This window comes from Plantactinospora sp. B6F1 (genome assembly GCF_040120695.1).
Taxonomy (GTDB): Bacteria; Actinomycetota; Actinomycetes; order Mycobacteriales; family Micromonosporaceae; genus Plantactinospora.
Genome location: NZ_JBEEAC010000013.1, coordinates 14,847 through 32,093 on the forward strand (window position 1 = coordinate 14,847; position 17,247 = coordinate 32,093).

Annotated in this window: 15 protein-coding genes and 2 pseudogenes; 7 read left to right on the forward strand and 10 right to left on the reverse strand. The window is 70.4% G+C overall.

The window, feature by feature from the left end:
• The first annotated feature begins 236 nt into the window (after nucleotides 1-236).
• On the forward strand, nucleotides 237-986 hold the full coding sequence (locus ABNF97_RS17985) for a hypothetical protein (RefSeq protein WP_349339197.1): 750 nt from the start codon (nucleotides 237-239) through the stop codon (nucleotides 984-986).
• Nucleotides 987-1,033: 47 nt separating this feature from the next.
• On the opposite strand, the gene ABNF97_RS17990 is transcribed toward ABNF97_RS17985, so the two are convergent.
• The 3 genes from ABNF97_RS17990 to ABNF97_RS18000 form a co-directional block, all read right to left on the reverse strand.
• The gene (locus ABNF97_RS17990) at nucleotides 1,034-1,318 is read right to left on the reverse strand and encodes a hypothetical protein (RefSeq protein ID WP_349339198.1); all 285 of its coding nucleotides are present in this window, start codon (nucleotides 1,316-1,318) and stop codon (nucleotides 1,034-1,036) included.
• 162 nt (nucleotides 1,319-1,480) lie between these two features.
• On the reverse strand, nucleotides 1,481-1,846 hold the full coding sequence (locus ABNF97_RS17995) for a PH domain-containing protein (RefSeq protein ID WP_349339199.1): 366 nt from the start codon (nucleotides 1,844-1,846) through the stop codon (nucleotides 1,481-1,483).
• A gap of 61 nt (nucleotides 1,847-1,907) precedes the next feature.
• Nucleotides 1,908-2,219 carry a 4a-hydroxytetrahydrobiopterin dehydratase gene (locus tag ABNF97_RS18000; protein ID WP_130464910.1) on the reverse strand — a complete coding sequence of 104 codons (312 nt, stop codon included), beginning with the start codon at nucleotides 2,217-2,219 and terminating at the stop codon, nucleotides 1,908-1,910.
• Between the two features lie 266 nt (nucleotides 2,220-2,485).
• On the opposite strand from ABNF97_RS18000, the gene ABNF97_RS18005 reads away from it, so the two are divergent.
• Nucleotides 2,486-2,872, forward strand: a complete 387-nt coding sequence (locus ABNF97_RS18005) for an NUDIX domain-containing protein (protein ID WP_130466303.1) — start codon at nucleotides 2,486-2,488, stop codon at nucleotides 2,870-2,872.
• A 154-nt stretch (nucleotides 2,873-3,026) separates the two neighbouring features.
• Here ABNF97_RS18005 and ABNF97_RS34225 read toward each other — a convergent pair.
• The 7 genes and pseudogenes from ABNF97_RS34225 to ABNF97_RS18035 form a co-directional block, all read right to left on the reverse strand.
• A pseudogene (locus tag ABNF97_RS34225) lies at nucleotides 3,027-3,284 on the reverse strand (succinate dehydrogenase/fumarate reductase iron-sulfur subunit); the annotation flags it as partial.
• 51 nt (nucleotides 3,285-3,335) lie between these two features.
• Nucleotides 3,336-4,124: pseudogene (locus ABNF97_RS18010) on the reverse strand (succinate dehydrogenase/fumarate reductase iron-sulfur subunit); the annotation flags it as partial.
• Nucleotides 4,124-6,049 carry a fumarate reductase/succinate dehydrogenase flavoprotein subunit gene (locus ABNF97_RS18015; RefSeq protein WP_130464908.1) on the reverse strand — a complete coding sequence of 642 codons (1,926 nt, stop codon included), beginning with the start codon at nucleotides 6,047-6,049 and terminating at the stop codon, nucleotides 4,124-4,126. The gene ABNF97_RS18015 and the pseudogene ABNF97_RS18010, both read right to left, overlap by 1 nt.
• Before the next feature lie 12 nt (nucleotides 6,050-6,061).
• A complete protein-coding gene (gene sdhC, locus ABNF97_RS18020; protein ID WP_130464907.1) occupies nucleotides 6,062-6,883 on the reverse strand; it encodes a succinate dehydrogenase subunit SdhC in 822 nt (273 codons plus the stop codon).
• Nucleotides 6,884-7,145: 262 nt separating this feature from the next.
• Nucleotides 7,146-7,841 (reverse strand): hypothetical protein, encoded by a 696-nt coding sequence (locus ABNF97_RS18025; protein ID WP_349339200.1) that lies wholly within the window; start codon nucleotides 7,839-7,841, stop codon nucleotides 7,146-7,148.
• A gap of 93 nt (nucleotides 7,842-7,934) precedes the next feature.
• Nucleotides 7,935-9,341: a TldD/PmbA family protein gene (locus ABNF97_RS18030; RefSeq protein ID WP_502930506.1), complete on the reverse strand. Its 1,407-nt coding sequence runs from the start codon at nucleotides 9,339-9,341 to the stop codon at nucleotides 7,935-7,937.
• 26 nt (nucleotides 9,342-9,367) lie between these two features.
• The gene (locus ABNF97_RS18035) at nucleotides 9,368-10,804 is read right to left on the reverse strand and encodes a TldD/PmbA family protein (protein WP_349339201.1); all 1,437 of its coding nucleotides are present in this window, start codon (nucleotides 10,802-10,804) and stop codon (nucleotides 9,368-9,370) included.
• A gap of 375 nt (nucleotides 10,805-11,179) precedes the next feature.
• Here ABNF97_RS18035 and ABNF97_RS18040 point away from each other — a divergent pair, with 375 nt between their 5' ends.
• From ABNF97_RS18040 to ABNF97_RS18060, 5 genes are all read left to right on the forward strand, one after another.
• Entirely contained in the window at nucleotides 11,180-12,256 is a 1,077-nt protein-coding gene (locus ABNF97_RS18040; RefSeq protein WP_207230640.1) for an oligopeptide/dipeptide ABC transporter ATP-binding protein, read from the forward strand.
• Nucleotides 12,253-13,278, forward strand: a complete 1,026-nt coding sequence (locus tag ABNF97_RS18045; protein ID WP_349339202.1) for an ABC transporter ATP-binding protein — start codon at nucleotides 12,253-12,255, stop codon at nucleotides 13,276-13,278. Before ABNF97_RS18040 ends, ABNF97_RS18045 begins: the two co-directional genes overlap by 4 nt.
• 33 nt (nucleotides 13,279-13,311) lie before the next feature.
• Nucleotides 13,312-14,373 (forward strand): ABC transporter permease, encoded by a 1,062-nt coding sequence (locus ABNF97_RS18050; protein WP_349339203.1) that lies wholly within the window; start codon nucleotides 13,312-13,314, stop codon nucleotides 14,371-14,373.
• A gap of 12 nt (nucleotides 14,374-14,385) precedes the next feature.
• Nucleotides 14,386-15,384: an ABC transporter permease subunit gene (locus ABNF97_RS18055; protein ID WP_130464902.1), complete on the forward strand. Its 999-nt coding sequence runs from the start codon at nucleotides 14,386-14,388 to the stop codon at nucleotides 15,382-15,384.
• 103 nt (nucleotides 15,385-15,487) lie between these two features.
• Entirely contained in the window at nucleotides 15,488-17,245 is a 1,758-nt protein-coding gene (locus tag ABNF97_RS18060) for an ABC transporter substrate-binding protein (RefSeq protein WP_130464901.1), read from the forward strand.
• Nucleotides 17,246-17,247: the final 2 nt, after the last annotated feature.

Genomic DNA, 17,247 nt, shown 5'->3' on the forward strand with positions numbered 1-17,247 from the left:
GGTCGGACGGGGCTCAGCGGTACATCCCCGAGGATCCGAGCCATCCGTCCCGGGGCATCGCGGGGAAGTCGGCCTCGGACTACGTCGGCCACGCCTTCGGGATCGACGAGAACGGAAACTATCTCGGCACCGAGCAGGACTGGGCGCGGCTGCGCGCGCAGTACGACTGGATCGAGGGCTTCTTCGTCGACAACATCGGGCCGGAGCCGTCGGGTTTCGACGGCAGCATCCAGAAGATGGAGCAGGCGGCGCTGGCGCTCTACGACGACGGTTCCGACGTGGGGCCGGTCGACGGCCCGATCCGGAACGCCGAGCGGCACCTGGGCAACTGGAGCGGCTACACGGCCGAGGCGTTCAACACCAACTACATCAACCGGATACCCGAGGTGACCAGGCATCAGGCGTTTCTCGCCCGTACGCTGCAGCACGCGATGATCGCGAACAGGGACATCTTCGTCGAGTTCCGCAAGGACCTGAAGAGTACCGCCGAGACCGCGATCACCGCCCTGGAGGCGACCACGAGGTCGGGCGGTGGCAAGGGTGCCGTTGTGGCGTTCGGCGTGGTCGCCGCCGTCGCGACGGTCGCCGCCGGTGCCGTGACCCTGGGCGGGGCGACGATCGCCATCGCCTCCTGGACCATCATCGCCGGCACCTCCTCAGGGCTGAGCGTCGCCGCGGGCGGGTTCGAGGAGCCCAGGAAGACTGATCTGGCCGCGGACACGGTCGACCAGATCCTGTCGAAGATGGTCGACGCGGTGATCGAGGACCTCCGGCAGGTCGACCAGCAGGAAAAGAAGATTGTCACCGGGCTGCAGAACAACATCGCCGCGTTGAACGGTTCGCGGAAGGGCTTCCTGCCGAACCGGGCAGCCAGGTCGAGGTGCCGATCTCGATCGACAGCTTCGCGGTGCCGGACCGTCGGACATAGGTGTCCGCACCGATGCCCATCCGCTGCCCCGGCAGGACGGCTCCGACCTCCCGGGTGACCTCCGGCGCGCCCTCGACCAGGTCGTCGATCGTGCCGCCGGACCCGTCAAGCAGTCGGATGGTGATCTTCGTCCGGACCGCGGCCAGTTCCCGGCTGGTGTTCTCCACCACGATGCCGTAGCTGACCCATCGGTTTGCCGGTCGCGTCCCCCATCGCGGAGAAGCCCTGCTCGACGACCCGAATGCCGCCGCCGTCCGGCGCCTCGACAACCGGCGGAGGCAGCGTGGTGAGCTGGCCGGCGCTCGGGGTGGAGGCGGACGGCGTGGGGGGCGGCTGCTTCTCGCACCCAACCAGCACGAGCAACGCGCACAGGCCGAGCACGAGGGGCATCGCGCCGAGGCGTCGCCGCGGCGCGGTGGAGGGCGGCGGAGGCGCATTCCGGCGTCGGTCAGACATGTACAACCCCCGGTTCCGGTGACGAGCAAGGTCGAGGAAGCTCGATATGTGGAGCGAACCGGGGGTGTCGCCGTCAGACCCGCGCCGCGCGGCCGGTCACGAGATGTAGTGCAGGATCACGTTGTGCACATGGTGGCTCTTCTGGTCGCCACGGAACTCCACCTCGTAGGTGTGGGTGCCGACGTGGATCGCGATGGCGCCGGTGGAGAAGAACGACCCGCCCCAGGACTTGTTGCTGACCACGCTCACGCTGGTGATCTTCGAGTACGGGATGCTGGTGATCGCGAACTTCTTGCCGACGTACGACTTGTCCTGGATGATCACGCGTCGGTCGGTCAGCCCGATGAACCCGGTGCCCGCGCCGATGGCGTCGTAGACGGCGATGACCTGTTCCCCGTCGAGCAGGCCGCTCTCGATCTGCTTGAGCTGCTCCCGACGGTCATAACTGACGTTGGTGGCCATGATCCGAGGGTAGGCGGGGCCCGCCACCGCCGCACCGCGCCGCCGGCCGGGCGCGGCCGGGTCAGCCCGGTGCGGTCACCGCGCGGTAGACGTCCTCGATCCGCGCGGCGAGCGTTACCTCACCCTCGGTGATCTCGCCGTCGTCGCGGGGACCGATCCGGATCTGCGTGCGTCCGTCCAGTCGGCGGATCTCGGGGCGGAGATGCAGCGCGTCCGCGATGATCTTTATCCGCTCGGTGAGGGCCGCGTGCTGGGTGTCGTCGAGGACGAGAGTTCTTCTGATCTGCTGTCCCTCGCGGGTCCAGCTGCCCAGTAGGGTGAGTGCGTCGCTCAGGTAGTCGCGGTCCATCCGGCCACCCCACAGAGCACGCATCGCCAAACCTCCCAGGCGTCGTTGCCGGCTCGTGGCCAAATCGTCGCCATCCCGTGTCTCGGTCGGTGCTCCCTAGTCTGTCGCTGGCCGGCTGGTGTGTCCACGTCCACCCTTCCGTCTTCTCCTGACCGGTGGGCCCGGCGCTGCTACCCGAATTACCGATTGATCTGGCACGCTGGACGCCCGTGCGGACCGATTGGGTGAGCGGTAACGACCGTGACGGGTCGACAGGCGGACATTCCGGGCGCGGTCGGCGGGAGCCGAAGATCGTGGTCGGTGCGGCCATCGTGGCCGCCGGCCGGGTACTCGCCTGTGCGCGATCTCACCCGCCGGAGGTGGCCGGCCGGTGGGAGTTCCCCGGCGGCAAGGTCGAGCCGGGCGAGTCGGAGGTCGCCGCGCTGGTCCGGGAGTGTGCCGAGGAGCTGGGCGTACGCGTCGAGGTCGGTGAGCGGATCGGCCGGGACGTCCGGATGGGTCACGGGCACTCGGTGCTCCGGATCTATCTGGCCCGACTCGTCGACGACGACCAGCCGCAGCCCCTGGAGCACTCGGAACTGCGCTGGCTGCGCCCGGAGGAGCTGGACGACGTGCCGTGGCTGCCGGCGGACGTACCGATCGTGGCCGCCCTGCGCCCGGTGCTGGCCGCCTCCTGACCGCGCCGCGCAGTCCCAGCGTCCGGGCCCGCTCCTGGGCCAGGCGCCGGCGGCATCGGGAGAGCCCCGAACGCCCGGGAGGGCGGCACACGGCCCCCGGAGCGCGGGTCGAGCTCACCTGCGGCGGTGGCCTCGACCCGCGCCACGGGACGGGTCAGTCCTGCTCGCGCGGCTGCTCCGGGTGGCTGTAGTTGAGCCCCTCGGCCGGCAGCGGGAAGGTCACGTCGTCGCCGAAGGGCGAGGGCGCGGCCGGCCGTTCGAAGGTGAACTCGCTGATCGCCAAGCGGCCCCGGGAGTCCAGCGGCGGCGCGGTCGGGTGCGGGACCTGCCGGCCCCAGTGCACGCCGCGCTCCGCGTCGGCCTCGGCCTTGGCGTCGGGCTCGTGCGATCCGTCCGCGTGTGAGTGCACCGTGCCGAGCTCGTCCGGGTCGCGCGGAGTCCGGCCCTGCGCGGCCTCGTTCTGCTTGCCACGGCGGAAGATCTTGCTACCGAGCCACACAACTGGATCGTACCGTCGGTCGACGACGCGTTCCTTCATTGGGATGATCGCGTTGTCAGTGATCTTGATGTGCTCGGGGCAGACCTCGGTGCAGCACTTGGTGATGTTGCAGTAGCCGAGGCCCTGCGACGCCTGGGCGTACTCCTTCCGGTCCGTCTTCGCGTCCAGCGGGTGCATGTCCAGTTCGGCGGCGCGGATGAAGTACCGCGGCCCGGAGAAGGCGGTTTTGTTCTCCTCGTGGTCCCGTACCACGTGACAGGTGTTCTGGCACAGGAAGCACTCGATGCACTTACGGAACTCCTGTGACCGCTCGACGTCGACCTGCTGCATCCGGTACTCGCCGGGCTCCAGGTCGGTCGGCGGGGCGAACGCCGGGGTCTCCCGGGCCTTCTCGTAGTTGTACGAGACGTCGGTGACCAGATCCCGGACGATCGGAAAGGTCCGCAGCGGGGTGATGGTGACCGTCTCGTTCTCCTCGAACGTCGACATCCGGGTCATGCAGCCCAGCCGGGGCATGCCGTTGATCTCCATCGAGCAGGACCCGCACTTGCCGGCCTTGCAGTTCCACCGGCAGGCCAGGTCCGGGGCCTCGGTCGCCTGCAACCGGTGGATGACGTCGAGGACCACCTCGCCCTCGTTCACCTCCACCTGGTAGTCGGTCAGCTCGCCGCCCGACTCGTCCCCGCGCCAGACCTTGAAGTGGCGGGTGGTGCCGGCCTTGCCGGCGCCGCCCGGCGCGTTCTGTGTCGCCATTACTTGGCCGCCTCCTCAGCGTGCGCCTCTGCGGTGAGGGCGTCGAAGTCCGCCAGCTCCTCGTCGGTCAGGTACTTGGCCAGCTCGGTGCGGTCGAAGAGCTGGATCAGCTCGGCCCGCATCTTCGGCAGCGGCTTGTGCTCCAGGCGTACCTTGTCGCCGTCGAGCGCGCAGACCAGGTTGACCGCGCGCCACCTCGGCGCCATGGACGGGAAGTCCTCCCGGGTGTGGCCACCCCGGGACTCCTCGCGCTCCAGTGCCGCCCGTGCGGTGCACTCCGAGACCACCAGCATGTTGCGCAGGTCCAGTGCCAGGTGCCAGCCGGGGTTGTAGCGGCGACCGCCGGCCACCGCCACCCGGGTCACCCGGTCCCGCAGCTCGGCGAGCTTGACCAGCGACTCCTCCAGCTCACCCTTGCGCCGGATGATGCCGACCAGGTCGCCCATCACCGCCTGGAGGTCCTGCTGCAGGGTGTACGGGTTCTCCCCGCCCTCGCGCTCCAGCGGGGCCAGCGCCCGGTCCACCGCCGCCTCGACGTCCGCCGCCGACACCTTCGGGCGGGCGGGCAGCCCTCCGGCGTACGACGAGGCGTGCTCGCCGGCCCGCTTGCCGAAGACCAGCAGGTCGGAGAGGGAGTTGCCGCCGAGCCGGTTGGAGCCGTGCATGCCGCCGGAGACCTCACCGGCGGCGAAGAGCCCCTGCACCTGCCCGGCCGCCGCGCCGCTGTCCGGGTCGACCTCGACGCCACCCATCACGTAGTGGCAGGTCGGGCCCACCTCCATCGGCTCGGCGGTGATGTCGACGTCGGCCAGCTCCTTGAACTGGTGGTACATCGAGGGCAGCCGGCGGCGTACCTCCTCGGCCGGCAGCCGGCTGGCGATGTCCAGGTAGACGCCGCCGGCCGGGGTACCCCGGCCAGCCTTGACCTCGGCGTTGATCGCCCGGGCGACCTCGTCCCGGGGGAGCAGCTCCGGCGGGCGCCGGTTGTTGTCCGGGTCGGTGTACCAGCGGTCCGCCTCCTCCTCGGTCTCCGCGTACTGGTTGCGGAAGACGTCGGGGACGTAGTCGAACATGAACCGCTTGCCTTCGGAGTTCTTCAGCACCCCGCCGTCGCCGCGGACCGACTCGGTGACCAGGATGCCCTTCACCGAGGGCGGCCAGACCATGCCGGTCGGGTGGAACTGGAGGAACTCCATGTTGATCAGCGTGGCGCCGGCCCGCAGCGCCAGCGCGTGCCCGTCCCCGGTGTACTCCCAGGAGTTCGAGGTGACCTTGTAGGACCGGCCGACGCCGCCGGTGGCCAGTACCACGGCCGGGGCCTCGAAGAGCACGAACTCGCCGGACTCCCGGTAGTAGCCGAACGCCCCGGCGACCCGGTCCCCGTCGAGCAGCAGCTCGGTGATGGTGGTCTCGTCGAAGACCCTGATCCGGGCCTCGTAGTCGCCGTGCGCCTTCTTGTCCTCCTGCTGCAACGAGACGATCTTCTGTTGCAGGGTACGGATCAGCTCCAGGCCGGTCCGGTCGCCGACGTGCGCGAGCCGCGGGTACTCGTGGCCACCGAAGTTGCGCTGCGAGATCTTCCCGTCCTTGGTGCGGTCGAAGAGCGCGCCGTACGTCTCCAGCTCCCAGATCCGCTGCGGCGACTCCCTGGCGTGCAGCTCGGCCATCCGGAAGTTGTTCAGGAACTTGCCGCCCCGCATGGTGTCCCGGAAGTGCACCTGCCAGTTGTCCCGGCTGTTCACGTTCCCCATCGCGGCGGCGGCGCCGCCCTCGGCCATCACCGTGTGGGCCTTGCCGAACAGCGACTTCGAGATGATCGCGGTCCGCTTCCCGGCCAGCCGGGCCTCGATCGCCGCGCGCAGGCCGGCGCCACCGGCACCGATGACGACGACGTCGTAGTGGTGTCGTTCGATTCGGGTAGTCATGTCAGAGGCCCTTTAGTTGATGAACCGCAGGTCGTCGAACCATTCGGCGGAAAGCGCCATCACGTAGAAGTCGGTCAGCGCCAGCGTGCCCAGGGTGATCCAGGCGAGCTGCATGTGCCGCACGTTGAGCGTGGAGATGAAGGTCCAGATCCGGTACCGCACCGGATGCTTGGAGAAGTGCTTCAACCGGCCGCCGATGATGTGCCGGCAGGAGTGGCAGGAGATCGTGTACGCCCAGAGCATCACCACGTTGCCGAGCAGGACCAGGTTGCCCAGGCCGAAGCCGAAGCCCTCGGGGCTGCGGAAGGACAGGACCACGTCCCAACTGTTGATCAACGAGATGACCACGGCGGCGTAGAACGTGTAGCGGTGCAGGTTCTGGCCGAGCAGCGGGAAGCGGGTCTCCCCGGTGTAGGTCTTGTGCCCGTCCGGGACCGCGCAGGCCGGCGGCGAGAGCCAGAACGACCGGTAGTAGGCCTTCCGGTAGTAGTAGCAGGTCAGTCGGAACAGCAGCAGGAACGGCAGGGTCAGCGCGGCGTCCGGAATGAACCACCAGCCGGGGAGTACCCGACCGAAGTGGGCCGCCTCGGGGATGCAGCGCTCGGTCACGCACGGCGAGTAGAACGGAGTCAGGTAGTGGAACTCCTCGACCCAGTAGTGGTCGTGCATGAACACCCGCACCGTCGCGTACGTGACCCAGGCGCCAAGTCCGATCACCGTGATCAATGGTGCGAACCACCAGCGGTCGGTACGCAGGGTTTTTGCCGCGATGGCCGCGCGCTTGCGCACGCTTCCCGGCAGTCCGGCCGGAGGTGGGGCCGTCCTCGTAGTCATCTATGTCTCCCTGACGGGGCCCGGTCACTCTGACGGGCACGGATGGTGTTCCGGCGGGGCGCGCGTGGGCAGGGGACGACCCCGCAGCCGCGCTACCTGCGTCCGCGTCGGTGCACACGTTACGCCGCACGTTTACGGGCACATGCGCAAGGGAGTCTCGCGGGTTTCCCGTCGATTAGGAAAGTCCCGCTCCCCGATCCGGGCACTGTTGTGCAGAACTTCACTCGGGATGCGCAGGAGTCGGCGGCGGAAGGTGAACGGGCTACAGGTCGGGCGCGCCGAGCCGGCGGGCGGCCGCGGCGCACTCCTCGGGCCCGCGCTGCAGCCGGTCCACCACCGGTCGGCCGCCCGGACCGCGGGGTGCGACGAAGAACGCCGGCTCGCCATTGGTCACCTGCCGGTCGAGCGCGTCCGCGTAGCTGGCCCGGGCGTCGACCAACCGCTGCCACGACCCGGCACGGCTGTCCCGCCGGTCGTCGTCCGAATCGCCGTCCCGGTCGTCATCGCCCCACCGGCCGCGCAGTCGCTCGATCTCGGACAGGAACGGGCGTACGGCGGCGTTCTCGTCCCGGATCGCCGCCGCACGCTCGCCCGGGCTTGCGGTGGCACCCGGTGGAGTCAACCGGTTGAGCCGCTTCTCCAACTCGCGGCAGGCATCCTGGCCCCGCGTCTGCGCCGTCTGTTCGCGGTCGGAATCCCGGGCCAACCGGTCCAGGCCGGCCGCGAACGCGCCGAGGCAGCCGCAGACCAGCAGTACCAGCACCGCCGCGCCGGCGATTCCGGCGATGGCCAGCCGGCGGCGCCGCCGCGCGGCCGGGTCGGGCCCGGTCCGCTGGTCGGCTGCCGACCGGCCGCCGCCGATGCGGCTGCCGGCGCCCGTGCCCGTGCCGGGGCCGGTACCCGTGCTCGTGCCGGTGCCCGGGTCGTCGGCGGCGGGGGTGCTCGCGTCGTCCGTCACGCCACACAGTGAAGCACCGTCGCGCGATCCGGGCATCCCCGCGAGGGACGGCGTGGCTCCCCGGGGGTGCACCCTGCTGCGGGTGGGTCAGCCTCAGCCGGAGGCGCCGCCGGTGAAGTTCCACGAGGCCAGCCGGAGTGGCGGCGCCGACCACCACGCGTTGCTGAAGGTGTGCGACTGCACCACCGGGTGCCGGCCGATGCCGAGCACGGCGCCGGGGGCGAGCGCCTGCGGATAGGACTGGGTGAACCGGAAGTTCTGCACCGCCGTGGTCACCTCACCATCCTCGACCAGCCACACACCGTTGCGGGTGAGTCCGGTGACGACCAGACTTCTCGGGTCGAGGACCCGGGTGTACCACAGGTCGGTGACCAGCAGCCCGCGCCGCAGCTGGGCGACGAGCGCGGCGGCGTCCGCGTCCACGACCGGTCCGGAGACCTCGGCCGGTCCGGAGATCTCACCCGGCCTGGTCGCGCCGCTCGGCGCCGTGGTCGGCGCGAGCCCGAGGTGCAGCGGAACCGGCCCGACGGCCGCGCCGCCCGGCACGGCGTGCCCGGTCGAGGAGGTGCCGGCCTCGGCGGCGGTCCGCCGGTCGTGCGCGACCGTCCGGGTGACGCCGTGCTCGACCAGCCTGACCGGGGCCCGGCGGGCGCCCTCGGCGTCGAACGGCAGCACCGGTCGGGCCAGCGCGTCGTCCACCAGCGTGACGGACCGGTCGAACTGTTGCTCCCCCGGCACGGCGAACGAGCGCTGCTCGTTGTACGCCTTGCCGTTGAAGCCGTACGTCGCAAGGTTCTGTAGCAGGTCGGCGACGGCGGTCGGCTCCAGCACCACCTCGTAGCGCCCCGGAGGCAGCTCGACGGGGGCGACGCCGGCCCGGGCCTTCACCGACGCCCGCGCACCGAGTACGTTGCCGAACAGGTCGGCGAGGCGGAACGAGCCCAGCCGCGCGACCCCGTCCGCGCCGCCGCACCGGGCGATCCCGTCCATCGCCGCCTCGGTGCTCCGCCCGGTCACCGAATGCCCGGCCGTGTTGGCGAACGCCCCGTGCCGCTGCCCGGTACGGCAGTAGCCGGCCGCCTCCAGCCCGCCGGCCGTCTCGACGAACTCGCGTACCCGCTCGGCCCGCTGTTCCGGCCCGGCCGCGGCGGTCTCCTCGTCCCAGTTGCCGCCCTCGGCCACCGCGGTCGGTGGGGTCAGCCCGGGCCAGCCCGGGTCGGGCGGGCAGTGCCGGACCGCCGCGACGGTACGTTCGACCAGGTCACGTACGCCGTCGGCGCTGACCACCGTGGACGACCCGGTGGCGGTACGCCCGTCGAGGTGCAGCCGCAGCCGGATCGTCGTGAGGGCGTCGGCCATGTTCTGGTGGATGAAGGAGTTCGCGAACCGGGTCAGCGCCAGCTCGGCGTACTCGGTGCCGACCTCCGCCTCGGCACCCGGCCCGGCAACCTGCCGGACCACGTCGACGACCCGGCCGGCGAGGTCGAGTGGGGATGCCATGACTGCCTCCATCTCACCGCGGCGGCTCATCCGCGGACTCCGACCCGGACGTTGCGGAACCGGGCGGGGGCGGCGGGGTGGCCGGTGTGGCCGATTTGGCCGGGCTGCCCCTTGCCGCAGTTCGGCGTACCCCAGGCGACGGTCTCCGAGGAGAGCATGTCCATGGACCGCCAGAACTGCGGACCGATCCCGGTGTACGTCGGGTTGCGCAGCATCCGGCCCCGCCGCCCGTTCCTGACCTCCCAGCCGATCTCGCAGCCGAACTGGAAGTTCAGCCGCTTGTCGTCGATCGACCACGAACGGTTGGTGTCCATCAGTACGCCGTCGTCGGTGGCGGCGATGATCTCGTCAAGGGTGTGCGGGCCGGGCTCCAGACCGACGTTCGTCATCCGCACCATCGGCAGCCGCGCCCAGCCGTCGGCCCGGACGCTGCCGGCGTGGTCCAAGCCGGCGACCGCCGCCGAGTCCCGGCCGGCGAGGGTACCCACCCAGCGACCCTCCCGGACCGCGTCACGCTTCGCCGCCGGGGTCCCCTCGTCGTCGAAGCCGAAGCTGCCCAGCGCACCCGGGATGGTCGGGTCGATGGTGACGTTCATCAGTTCGGAGCCGTAGCGCAGCCCGCCGAGCTGGTCGAGGTCCAGCCAGGAGGTGCCGGCGAAGGCGGCCTCCCAGCCGAGGATCCGGTCGAGTTCGATGGCGTGCCCGACCGACTCGTGAATCTGCAACGCCATCTGCTCGCCGCCGAGGATCAGGGTGGTCTCGCCGGCCGGGCAGAGCGGCGCGGTGACCAGCTCCCGGGCCTCCTCGGCGATCCGGGCGGCGTGCGCGGTCAGGTCGAGCGAGTCGACCAGTTCCCAGCCCTGGGTCCCGTACTGGCCGCGATGGCTGGGGTAGGAGCGGCGCTGCGTCTCCCCGTCGCCGAGCACGGTTGCCGAGATGCCCGCCCCGGACTCCCGGATGTGCTGGTCGATCCGGTGTCCCTGGCTGGAGACGAACCACTTGCGGGTGTCCCAGATCTGGTAGAGCCCCTCGGCCAGGTCGGCGCCGTGTTCCCGGGACGTCCCGGTGGCCCGGACCAGCAGGTCGCCCTTGTCCGACAGCGGCACCGAGAGCGGGTCGACGGCGCACGGCGAACTCCACGACCCGGAGCTGGCCGGCACCGGCAGCAGGGTGCTGCCGGGACCGGCGAGCCGGCCACTCGCGGCGGCGATCCGCGCGGCCCGCTCACCCGCCACCCGGGCGGCCGACTCAGACAGATCGGGTACGGCGTAGAAGCCCCACCCCGAGCCGACGAGCGCGCGTACCCCGATCCCGGCGCTCTCGTCCTGGCTGACGGACTCGATCTCGCCGTTGCGGGCGGCCATCGACTCGTAACGACGGTGCATGACCCGGGCGTCGGCGTAGCCGGCCCCGGCGTCGAGGGCGGCCTGCACCGCCGCCGTCGCCACGTCGAACTCGGCCATCGGCATCTCCTCGCTGATTCGCCCGTTCGGTGATCCGGCCGGGAGCCGAACCCGATCATGGATGACCTTATGCGAGGAGGTGGGGTCAGCGCCCGGGCGGCAGGTCCTCCGGCCGGATTTCCGCCGCGATCGGCTCGGTGAGCCGCAGGACGTCGCGTGCCGATGTGGGCGGTGGGGGGGTCGACAGGGGTGGGCGGAGCTACTTGAATGGTGGGACGCGCCGGTTCGCCGGCCGGGGAACCGGGTGGGCCGAGAAGATCGGCACCTGTAGCTTATTTTCACCCCCTTGACTCTGCTGTAGGTTACCTTCACGCTGGCCCGGACCGGCCGGGTGAGTGGCGGAAGCGGTGACGGAGCAGGAAGGGGAGGGCGCTGGTGGGGACGCCGGAATCGGCAGCGTCGTCCGCGACTCCGACGGGCGAGGCATATCTGCGGGTGCGGGACCTGCGGGTGCGGTTCGCTACCGAGGACGGGGTGGTGCGAGCGGTCGACGGGCTCTCGTTCGCCGTGCAGCGGGGTCGCACCCTGGGCATCGTCGGCGAGTCCGGCTCCGGCAAGAGCGTCACCAGCCTCGCCGTGCTCGGCCTGCACGACCCGAGGCGTACGGAGATCAGTGGCGAGATCCTGGTCGGTGGCCGGAACATCGTCGGGCTGCCCGACGCCGAGTGCCGCAAACTGCGCGGCCGGGACATGGCGATGGTCTTCCAGGATCCGCTCTCCGCACTGCATCCCTACTATGCCGTCGGGCGGCAGATCGCCGAGGCGTACCGGGTGCACCACCCGGGGACGGGCCGGCGGGCGGCGCGGCGGCGCGCGGTCGAGATGCTGGGCCGGGTCGGCATCCCGCAGCCGGAGCGCCGGGTCGACGACTACCCGCACGAGTTCTCCGGCGGGATGCGCCAGCGGGTGATGATCGCGATGGCCCTGGTCAACGATCCCGACCTGCTGGTCGCGGACGAGCCCACCACCGCGCTGGACGTCACCGTGCAGGCGCAGATCCTCGACCTCCTTGCCGACCTCCAATCGGAGTTCAACTCGGCGATCGTGCTGATCACCCACGATCTCGGGGTGGTCAGCCAGGTCGCCGACGACGTACTCGTGATGTATGCCGGGCGGGCCGTCGAGCACGGCAGCGTCGAGCAGGTGCTGCGCCGGCCGCAGCATCCGTACACCTGGGGGTTGCTCTCCAGCGTGCCGTCGTTGCACGGTGACGCGGACGCGGACCTGGTGCCGATCCGGGGCAACCCGCCGAGCCTGATCCACCTGCCGCCCGGCTGCGCCTTCCACCCCCGCTGCCGGTACGCCGACCGGGCCGGCGGCCGATCCTCGACCGAGGTCCCCGAGCTGCTGCCGGTGACCGAGGCCGGTCACCGGGTCGCCTGCCACCTGCCGGAGGCGGACCGGCAGCGGTACTACGCCGACGAGATCGCCCAGGTGGGGGTGGCGCCATGAGCGTGGACCAGCGGGAGGCGGAGACCGGGCTGCCAGACGGTGGTGCGGGCGAGCCGCTGCTGACGGTGACCGGGCTGACCAAGCACTTTCCGGTGCGCTCCGGGGTGCGCCGCCGCGGCTTGGTGCGGGCGGTCGACGGGCTGGACTTCGAGGTCCGGGCGGGGGAGACCCTCGGCCTGGTCGGCGAGTCGGGCTGTGGCAAGACCACCACCGGTCGGCTGCTGGTCCGGCTGCTGGAGCCGACCGCCGGCAGGATCGTCTTCGAGGGGCGGGACATCACCCGCGCCTCCCGGGGCGAGCTGCGACCACTCCGCCAGGACCTTCAGATCATTTTCCAGGACCCGTACGCCTCGCTGAACCCCCGGCACACCGTCGGGCGCATCGTGGCGATGCCGTTGCAGGTCAACGGGATCGATCCGCCCGGCGGGGTGCGGCAGCGGGTACGCGAGCTGCTCGAACTCGTCGGCCTGAATCCCGAGCACTACAACCGCTATCCACACGAGTTCTCCGGCGGCCAGCGGCAGCGGATCGGGATCGCCCGCGCCCTTGCGCTGCGGCCGAAGCTCGTCGTCGCCGACGAGCCGGTCTCCGCACTGGACGTCTCGATCCAGGCGCAGGTGGTCAACCTGCTCCGCGACCTGCAACGGGAGCTGGATCTCGCCTTCGTCTTCATCGCGCACGACCTCGCCGTGGTCCGGCACTTCTGCCAGCGGATCGCGGTGATGTACCTCGGGAAGATCGTGGAGACCGGGGACCGGGTGGAGATCTACCAGCGGCCACGGCACCCCTACACCCGGGCGCTGCTCTCCGCCGTACCGGACGTGACGAAGCTGGGGCCGGCGGGGCGGATCCGGCTCACCGGGGACGTACCGACACCGCTGGACCCGCCGTCCGGCTGCCGGTTCCGGACCCGGTGCTGGAAGGCCCAGGAGATCTGCGCGGCCCAGGAGCCGCCGCTGAGCCCCCACCCCGGCCGGACCGGCTCGGTGGCCTGCCACTTTCCGGAGGAGGGTGAGCTGTGATGAGGTGTGCTGTCACGGACGAGGCGGGTTGCCGTGAGTGAACAGCAGATCGCGGCGCAGGTCGGGGCGGTCGCGGCCGAGGTCGGGCCGGTCGCACCGATGCCGGAGGACGACGTACCGGAGGGCACGTCAGCCGCCGGGAGCGGCACGCCGGCGGCCGGGGCGGACGGGTTCGTCGGCCGGTCGCCGGGGCAGCTCGCCTGGCGCCGGCTGCGCCGGGACCGGGTGGCGCTGGTCAGCGGCGGGGTGCTGATCTTCTTCATCCTGCTGGCGGTGGCCGCGCCGCTGGTGGCCCGGCTCTACGGCAAGGGCCCGCAGGAGCGGTTCCCGGAACGGCTGGACCGCAACGGCTTCCCGCTCGGTTATGCCGGGGTCTCGGGCGAGCACTGGTTCGGCATCCAGCCGGGGATCGGCCGGGACATCTTCATCCAGGTCGTCTACGGGCTGCGTACCTCGCTGATGATCGCCTTCACCGCCGCCGTGCTGACCATCGCGCTCGGCGTGGTGATCGGCATCCTCGCCGGGTACGTCGGCGGCTGGGTCGACGCCGTGTTCACCTGGGTCATCGACCTGGCGCTGGCCTTCCCGTTCTACATCTTCTGCTTCGCGTTCGTGCCGCTCGCGGTGAACCAGTTCTACGGGCCGCGCGACGAGGTGTCGCCGTGGTTCAGACCGGCACTGCTGGTGTTGATCTTCGTGTTGTTCAACTGGACGATCTCGGCCCGGCTGGTCCGGGGGCAGGTGCTCTCGCTGCGTGAGCGCGAGTTCGTGGAGGCGGCCCGGGCCTCCGGCGCCGGGCTGGGGCACATCCTGTTCCGGCAGCTCCTGCCGAACCTCTGGGCGCCGATCCTGGTGACCTTCTCGCTGAACGTCCCGGCCCTGATCACCGCGGAGGCGGCGCTCTCCTTCCTCGGCATCGGGGTGCTGGAGCCGACCCCCGACCTGGGCCGGTTGATCAACGACAGCGTGCGTTACATCCGGGACGTGCCGAGCTTCACCATCGTGGGCGGGACGACGCTGTTCCTGCTGGTGCTGGCGTTCAACCTCTTCGGCGACTCGCTGCGCGACGCGCTCGACCCGAAGTCGGGCAGGTAGGAGGAGGGCGGCGTGCTGCGATTCGTGGTCAAGAAGGTCCTGCTGGCGCTGAGCACCCTGCTCGCGGTCAGCGTGATCACCTTCGGGATGTTCTTCGCGGTGCCGAACAACCCGGCCGAGCTGATGTGCGGGGACAGCAAGAACGTCTGCAGCCCGGAGCGGATCGAGATGATCGAACGCCGGATGGGGCTCGACAAGCCGATCCCGGTGCAGTACGGCGACTTCATGCGGGGCATCTTCGTCGGCCGTACGATCGGCTCCGGCGAGACCGCCCGGGACTGCCCGGCGCCCTGCCTCGGCTTCTCGTTCCGCAACGACGAGCCGGTCGCCGGGATCGTCGGGCGTACCCTGCCGGTGACCCTCAGCATCGTCTTCGGCGCGGCCGTGGTCTGGCTGCTGTTGGGCATCTCGATCGGGATGGTCTCGGCGCTGCGCCGGGGGACCGCCTTCGACCGGCTCGCGGTCGGCACCTCACTGGTCGGCGCATCCATGCCGATCCTGCTCTTCGGGCCGCTGCTGCTGATCGGCCTGGTCTACGAGACCGGCATCCTGGGCTATCCCCGCTACACCCCGCTGACCGAGAACCCGGTGGCCTGGGCGTCGGCGATGCTGCTGCCCTGGTTCGCGCTCGGCTTCCTCAACTCCGCGATCTACGCCCGGCTCGCCCGGGCGCAGATGCTGGAGACCCTCTCCGAGGACTTCGTCCGGACCGCGCGGGCCAAGGGCCTGGCAAAGATCACAGTGTACGGTCGGCACGCGCTGCGCGCCGCGATCACCCCGATCATCACCATCGCCGGGCTGGACCTCGGCGCCTACCTAGGCGGCACGGTCATCACCGAGACGGTCTTCGGGTTCACCGGTCTCGGCAAGACGGCGTTGAACGCGGCGCTCAACCTCGACATGCCGATCGTGATGGCGACGGTGCTGCTCGCCGCCGTCTTCGTGATCGCCGCCAACGTCCTGGTCGACGTCCTGTACGCGGTGGTCGATCCCCGGGTCCGGCTCGGGTGAGCCCAAACGTTGTCCCATCGTTACTGCCATGAAACTTACCTTCATGCCTGCTTGAGTGAACATTTCCTTCAACTGAGCGACACTCCACCAGGAGGAACTTCCTATGCGACCCAGGCTCGCGATGGCCGCGACGAGCGCCGCGCTCGTACTCGCGACCAGTGCGCTGGCCGCCTGCTCGGAGAACACCGGCGACAAGGGTGACTCCGACAACGACGGCGGCGGCAAGCAGTTCACCAGCTCGATCGCGACCGACCCGAAGGACTCCCAGGGTCCGGCGGCCGAGGTGCCCGGGGCGAAGCCCGGCGGCGCGCTGAAGCTGTACAAGGAGCAGGACTTCGAACACCTCGACCCGCAGCGCACCTACACCTTCCTCGGGATGTCGATCCAGCAGATGTTCACCCGGACCCTGACCGTCTTCAGGGAGGACGGCAAGGGGAACGTGCTGCTCGTCGGCGACCTCGCCACCGACCCCGGCAAGGACGTGAACAAAGACTGCAAGACCTGGGAGTACACCCTCAAGGAGGGGGTGAAGTTCGAGGACGGTACGCCGATCAAGGCGGCCGACGTGGCGTACGGGATCGCCCGCTCCTACGAGGAGACCATCGACGGCGGGCCGACGTACATCCAGGAGTGGCTGGCCGACGACCCGACCTACAACGCGACCTACAAGGGACCGTACACCTCGGGCACCGACACCGTCCCCGGGCTGACCGTCAAGGACGACCGGACGCTGATCTTCAACTTCGCCAAGCCGCACTGCGACCTGCCGTTCGCGCTCTCGCTGCCGACCTCGGTGCCGGTGCCGAAGGCCCAGGACACCCGGGCCGAGTACGACCGCCGGGTCGTCTCCTCCGGACCGTACAAGATCAAGGAATACGTCAAGGACACCCGGCTCGTACTGGATCGCAACTCGAACTGGGACCCGAAGACCGACCCGCTGCGGCACGCCTACCCGGACACCATCGAGGTCGAGATCGGGCCCGACGACACCGCCGCCACCGAGCGGGCGATAGCCGGCCAGGGCGCTGACCAGGGGGGCGTGGCCTGGGAGGAGGTCCCGCAGGCGCTGGTCAACCAGGTGCTCGGCGATGCCTCGCTCGGCGACCGGGTGCTGCGCACGACCTCACCGTCCGTCTGGTACCTGAGCATCAACAACGAGCGGATCAAGGACGTCAAGGTACGGCAGGCGATCGCGTACGCGATCGACAAGCAGGGGCTGCTCGCCACCCAGGGCGGGGACGCCGCCGGCAAGCTGACCCACACGCTGCTGGCCGACACCACCATCGGCCGGGCCGATTACCCGAACCCGTACGACGGCGGGCCGACCGGGAACCCGGAGAAGGCCAAGGAACTGCTCGGCGGGCAGAAGCCGAAGCTGGTCTTCATGTCCCGGTCCAGCGCCTTCGGGCAGCAGACCGCGCCGATCGTGGAGCAGAGCCTGGAGAAGGCGGGCTTCGACGTGACCGTGCAGTACGTCGAGGACCACAACCCGACCGCCCGGACCCGGGGCAACCCGTACGACATCTACCTGTCGAACTGGGCGGCGGACTGGCCGAGCGCGGTGTCGACGATTCCGGTGCTCTGGGACGGCCGCAAGCTCGGGCCGCAGGGCAACTCCAACGTCTCGTACTTCAACGCCGACGACGTCAACGCCGAGATCGACCGGGTGAGCAACCTGCCGGCCGGCGAGGCGGGCCCGGAGTGGGCCAAGGTCGATCAAATGATCATGGAGAAGTACGTCCCGGTCGTACCGCTCTACCAGGACAACACCTTCCTGGTGGCCGGCCCCAAGGTCGGCGGCCTGATCATCTCGGAGCAGTTCGGAACCCCGGTCTTCTACAACAGCCACATCAAGCAGTAGCC

Bases quoted from the DNA above. Each gene is read 5' to 3' on its own strand.
- ABNF97_RS17985 (WP_349339197.1), top strand. From the start codon at position 237: ATGGAGCAGGCGGCGCTGGCGCTCTACGACGACGGTTCCGACGTGGGG.
- ABNF97_RS17990 (WP_349339198.1), bottom strand. From the start codon at position 1,318: ATGCCCCTCGTGCTCGGCCTGTGCGCGTTGCTCGTGCTGGTTGGGTGC.
- ABNF97_RS17995 (WP_349339199.1), bottom strand. From the start codon at position 1,846: ATGGCCACCAACGTCAGTTATGACCGTCGGGAGCAGCTCAAGCAGATC.
- ABNF97_RS18000 (WP_130464910.1), bottom strand. From the start codon at position 2,219: ATGCGTGCTCTGTGGGGTGGCCGGATGGACCGCGACTACCTGAGCGAC.
- ABNF97_RS18015 (WP_130464908.1), bottom strand. From the start codon at position 6,049: ATGACTACCCGAATCGAACGACACCACTACGACGTCGTCGTCATCGGT.
- sdhC (WP_130464907.1), bottom strand. From the start codon at position 6,883: ATGACTACGAGGACGGCCCCACCTCCGGCCGGACTGCCGGGAAGCGTG.
- ABNF97_RS18030 (WP_502930506.1), bottom strand. From the start codon at position 9,341: ATGGCATCCCCACTCGACCTCGCCGGCCGGGTCGTCGACGTGGTCCGG.
- ABNF97_RS18035 (WP_349339201.1), bottom strand. From the start codon at position 10,804: ATGGCCGAGTTCGACGTGGCGACGGCGGCGGTGCAGGCCGCCCTCGAC.
- ABNF97_RS18045 (WP_349339202.1), top strand. From the start codon at position 12,253: ATGAGCGTGGACCAGCGGGAGGCGGAGACCGGGCTGCCAGACGGTGGT.
- ABNF97_RS18060 (WP_130464901.1), top strand. From the start codon at position 15,488: ATGCGACCCAGGCTCGCGATGGCCGCGACGAGCGCCGCGCTCGTACTC.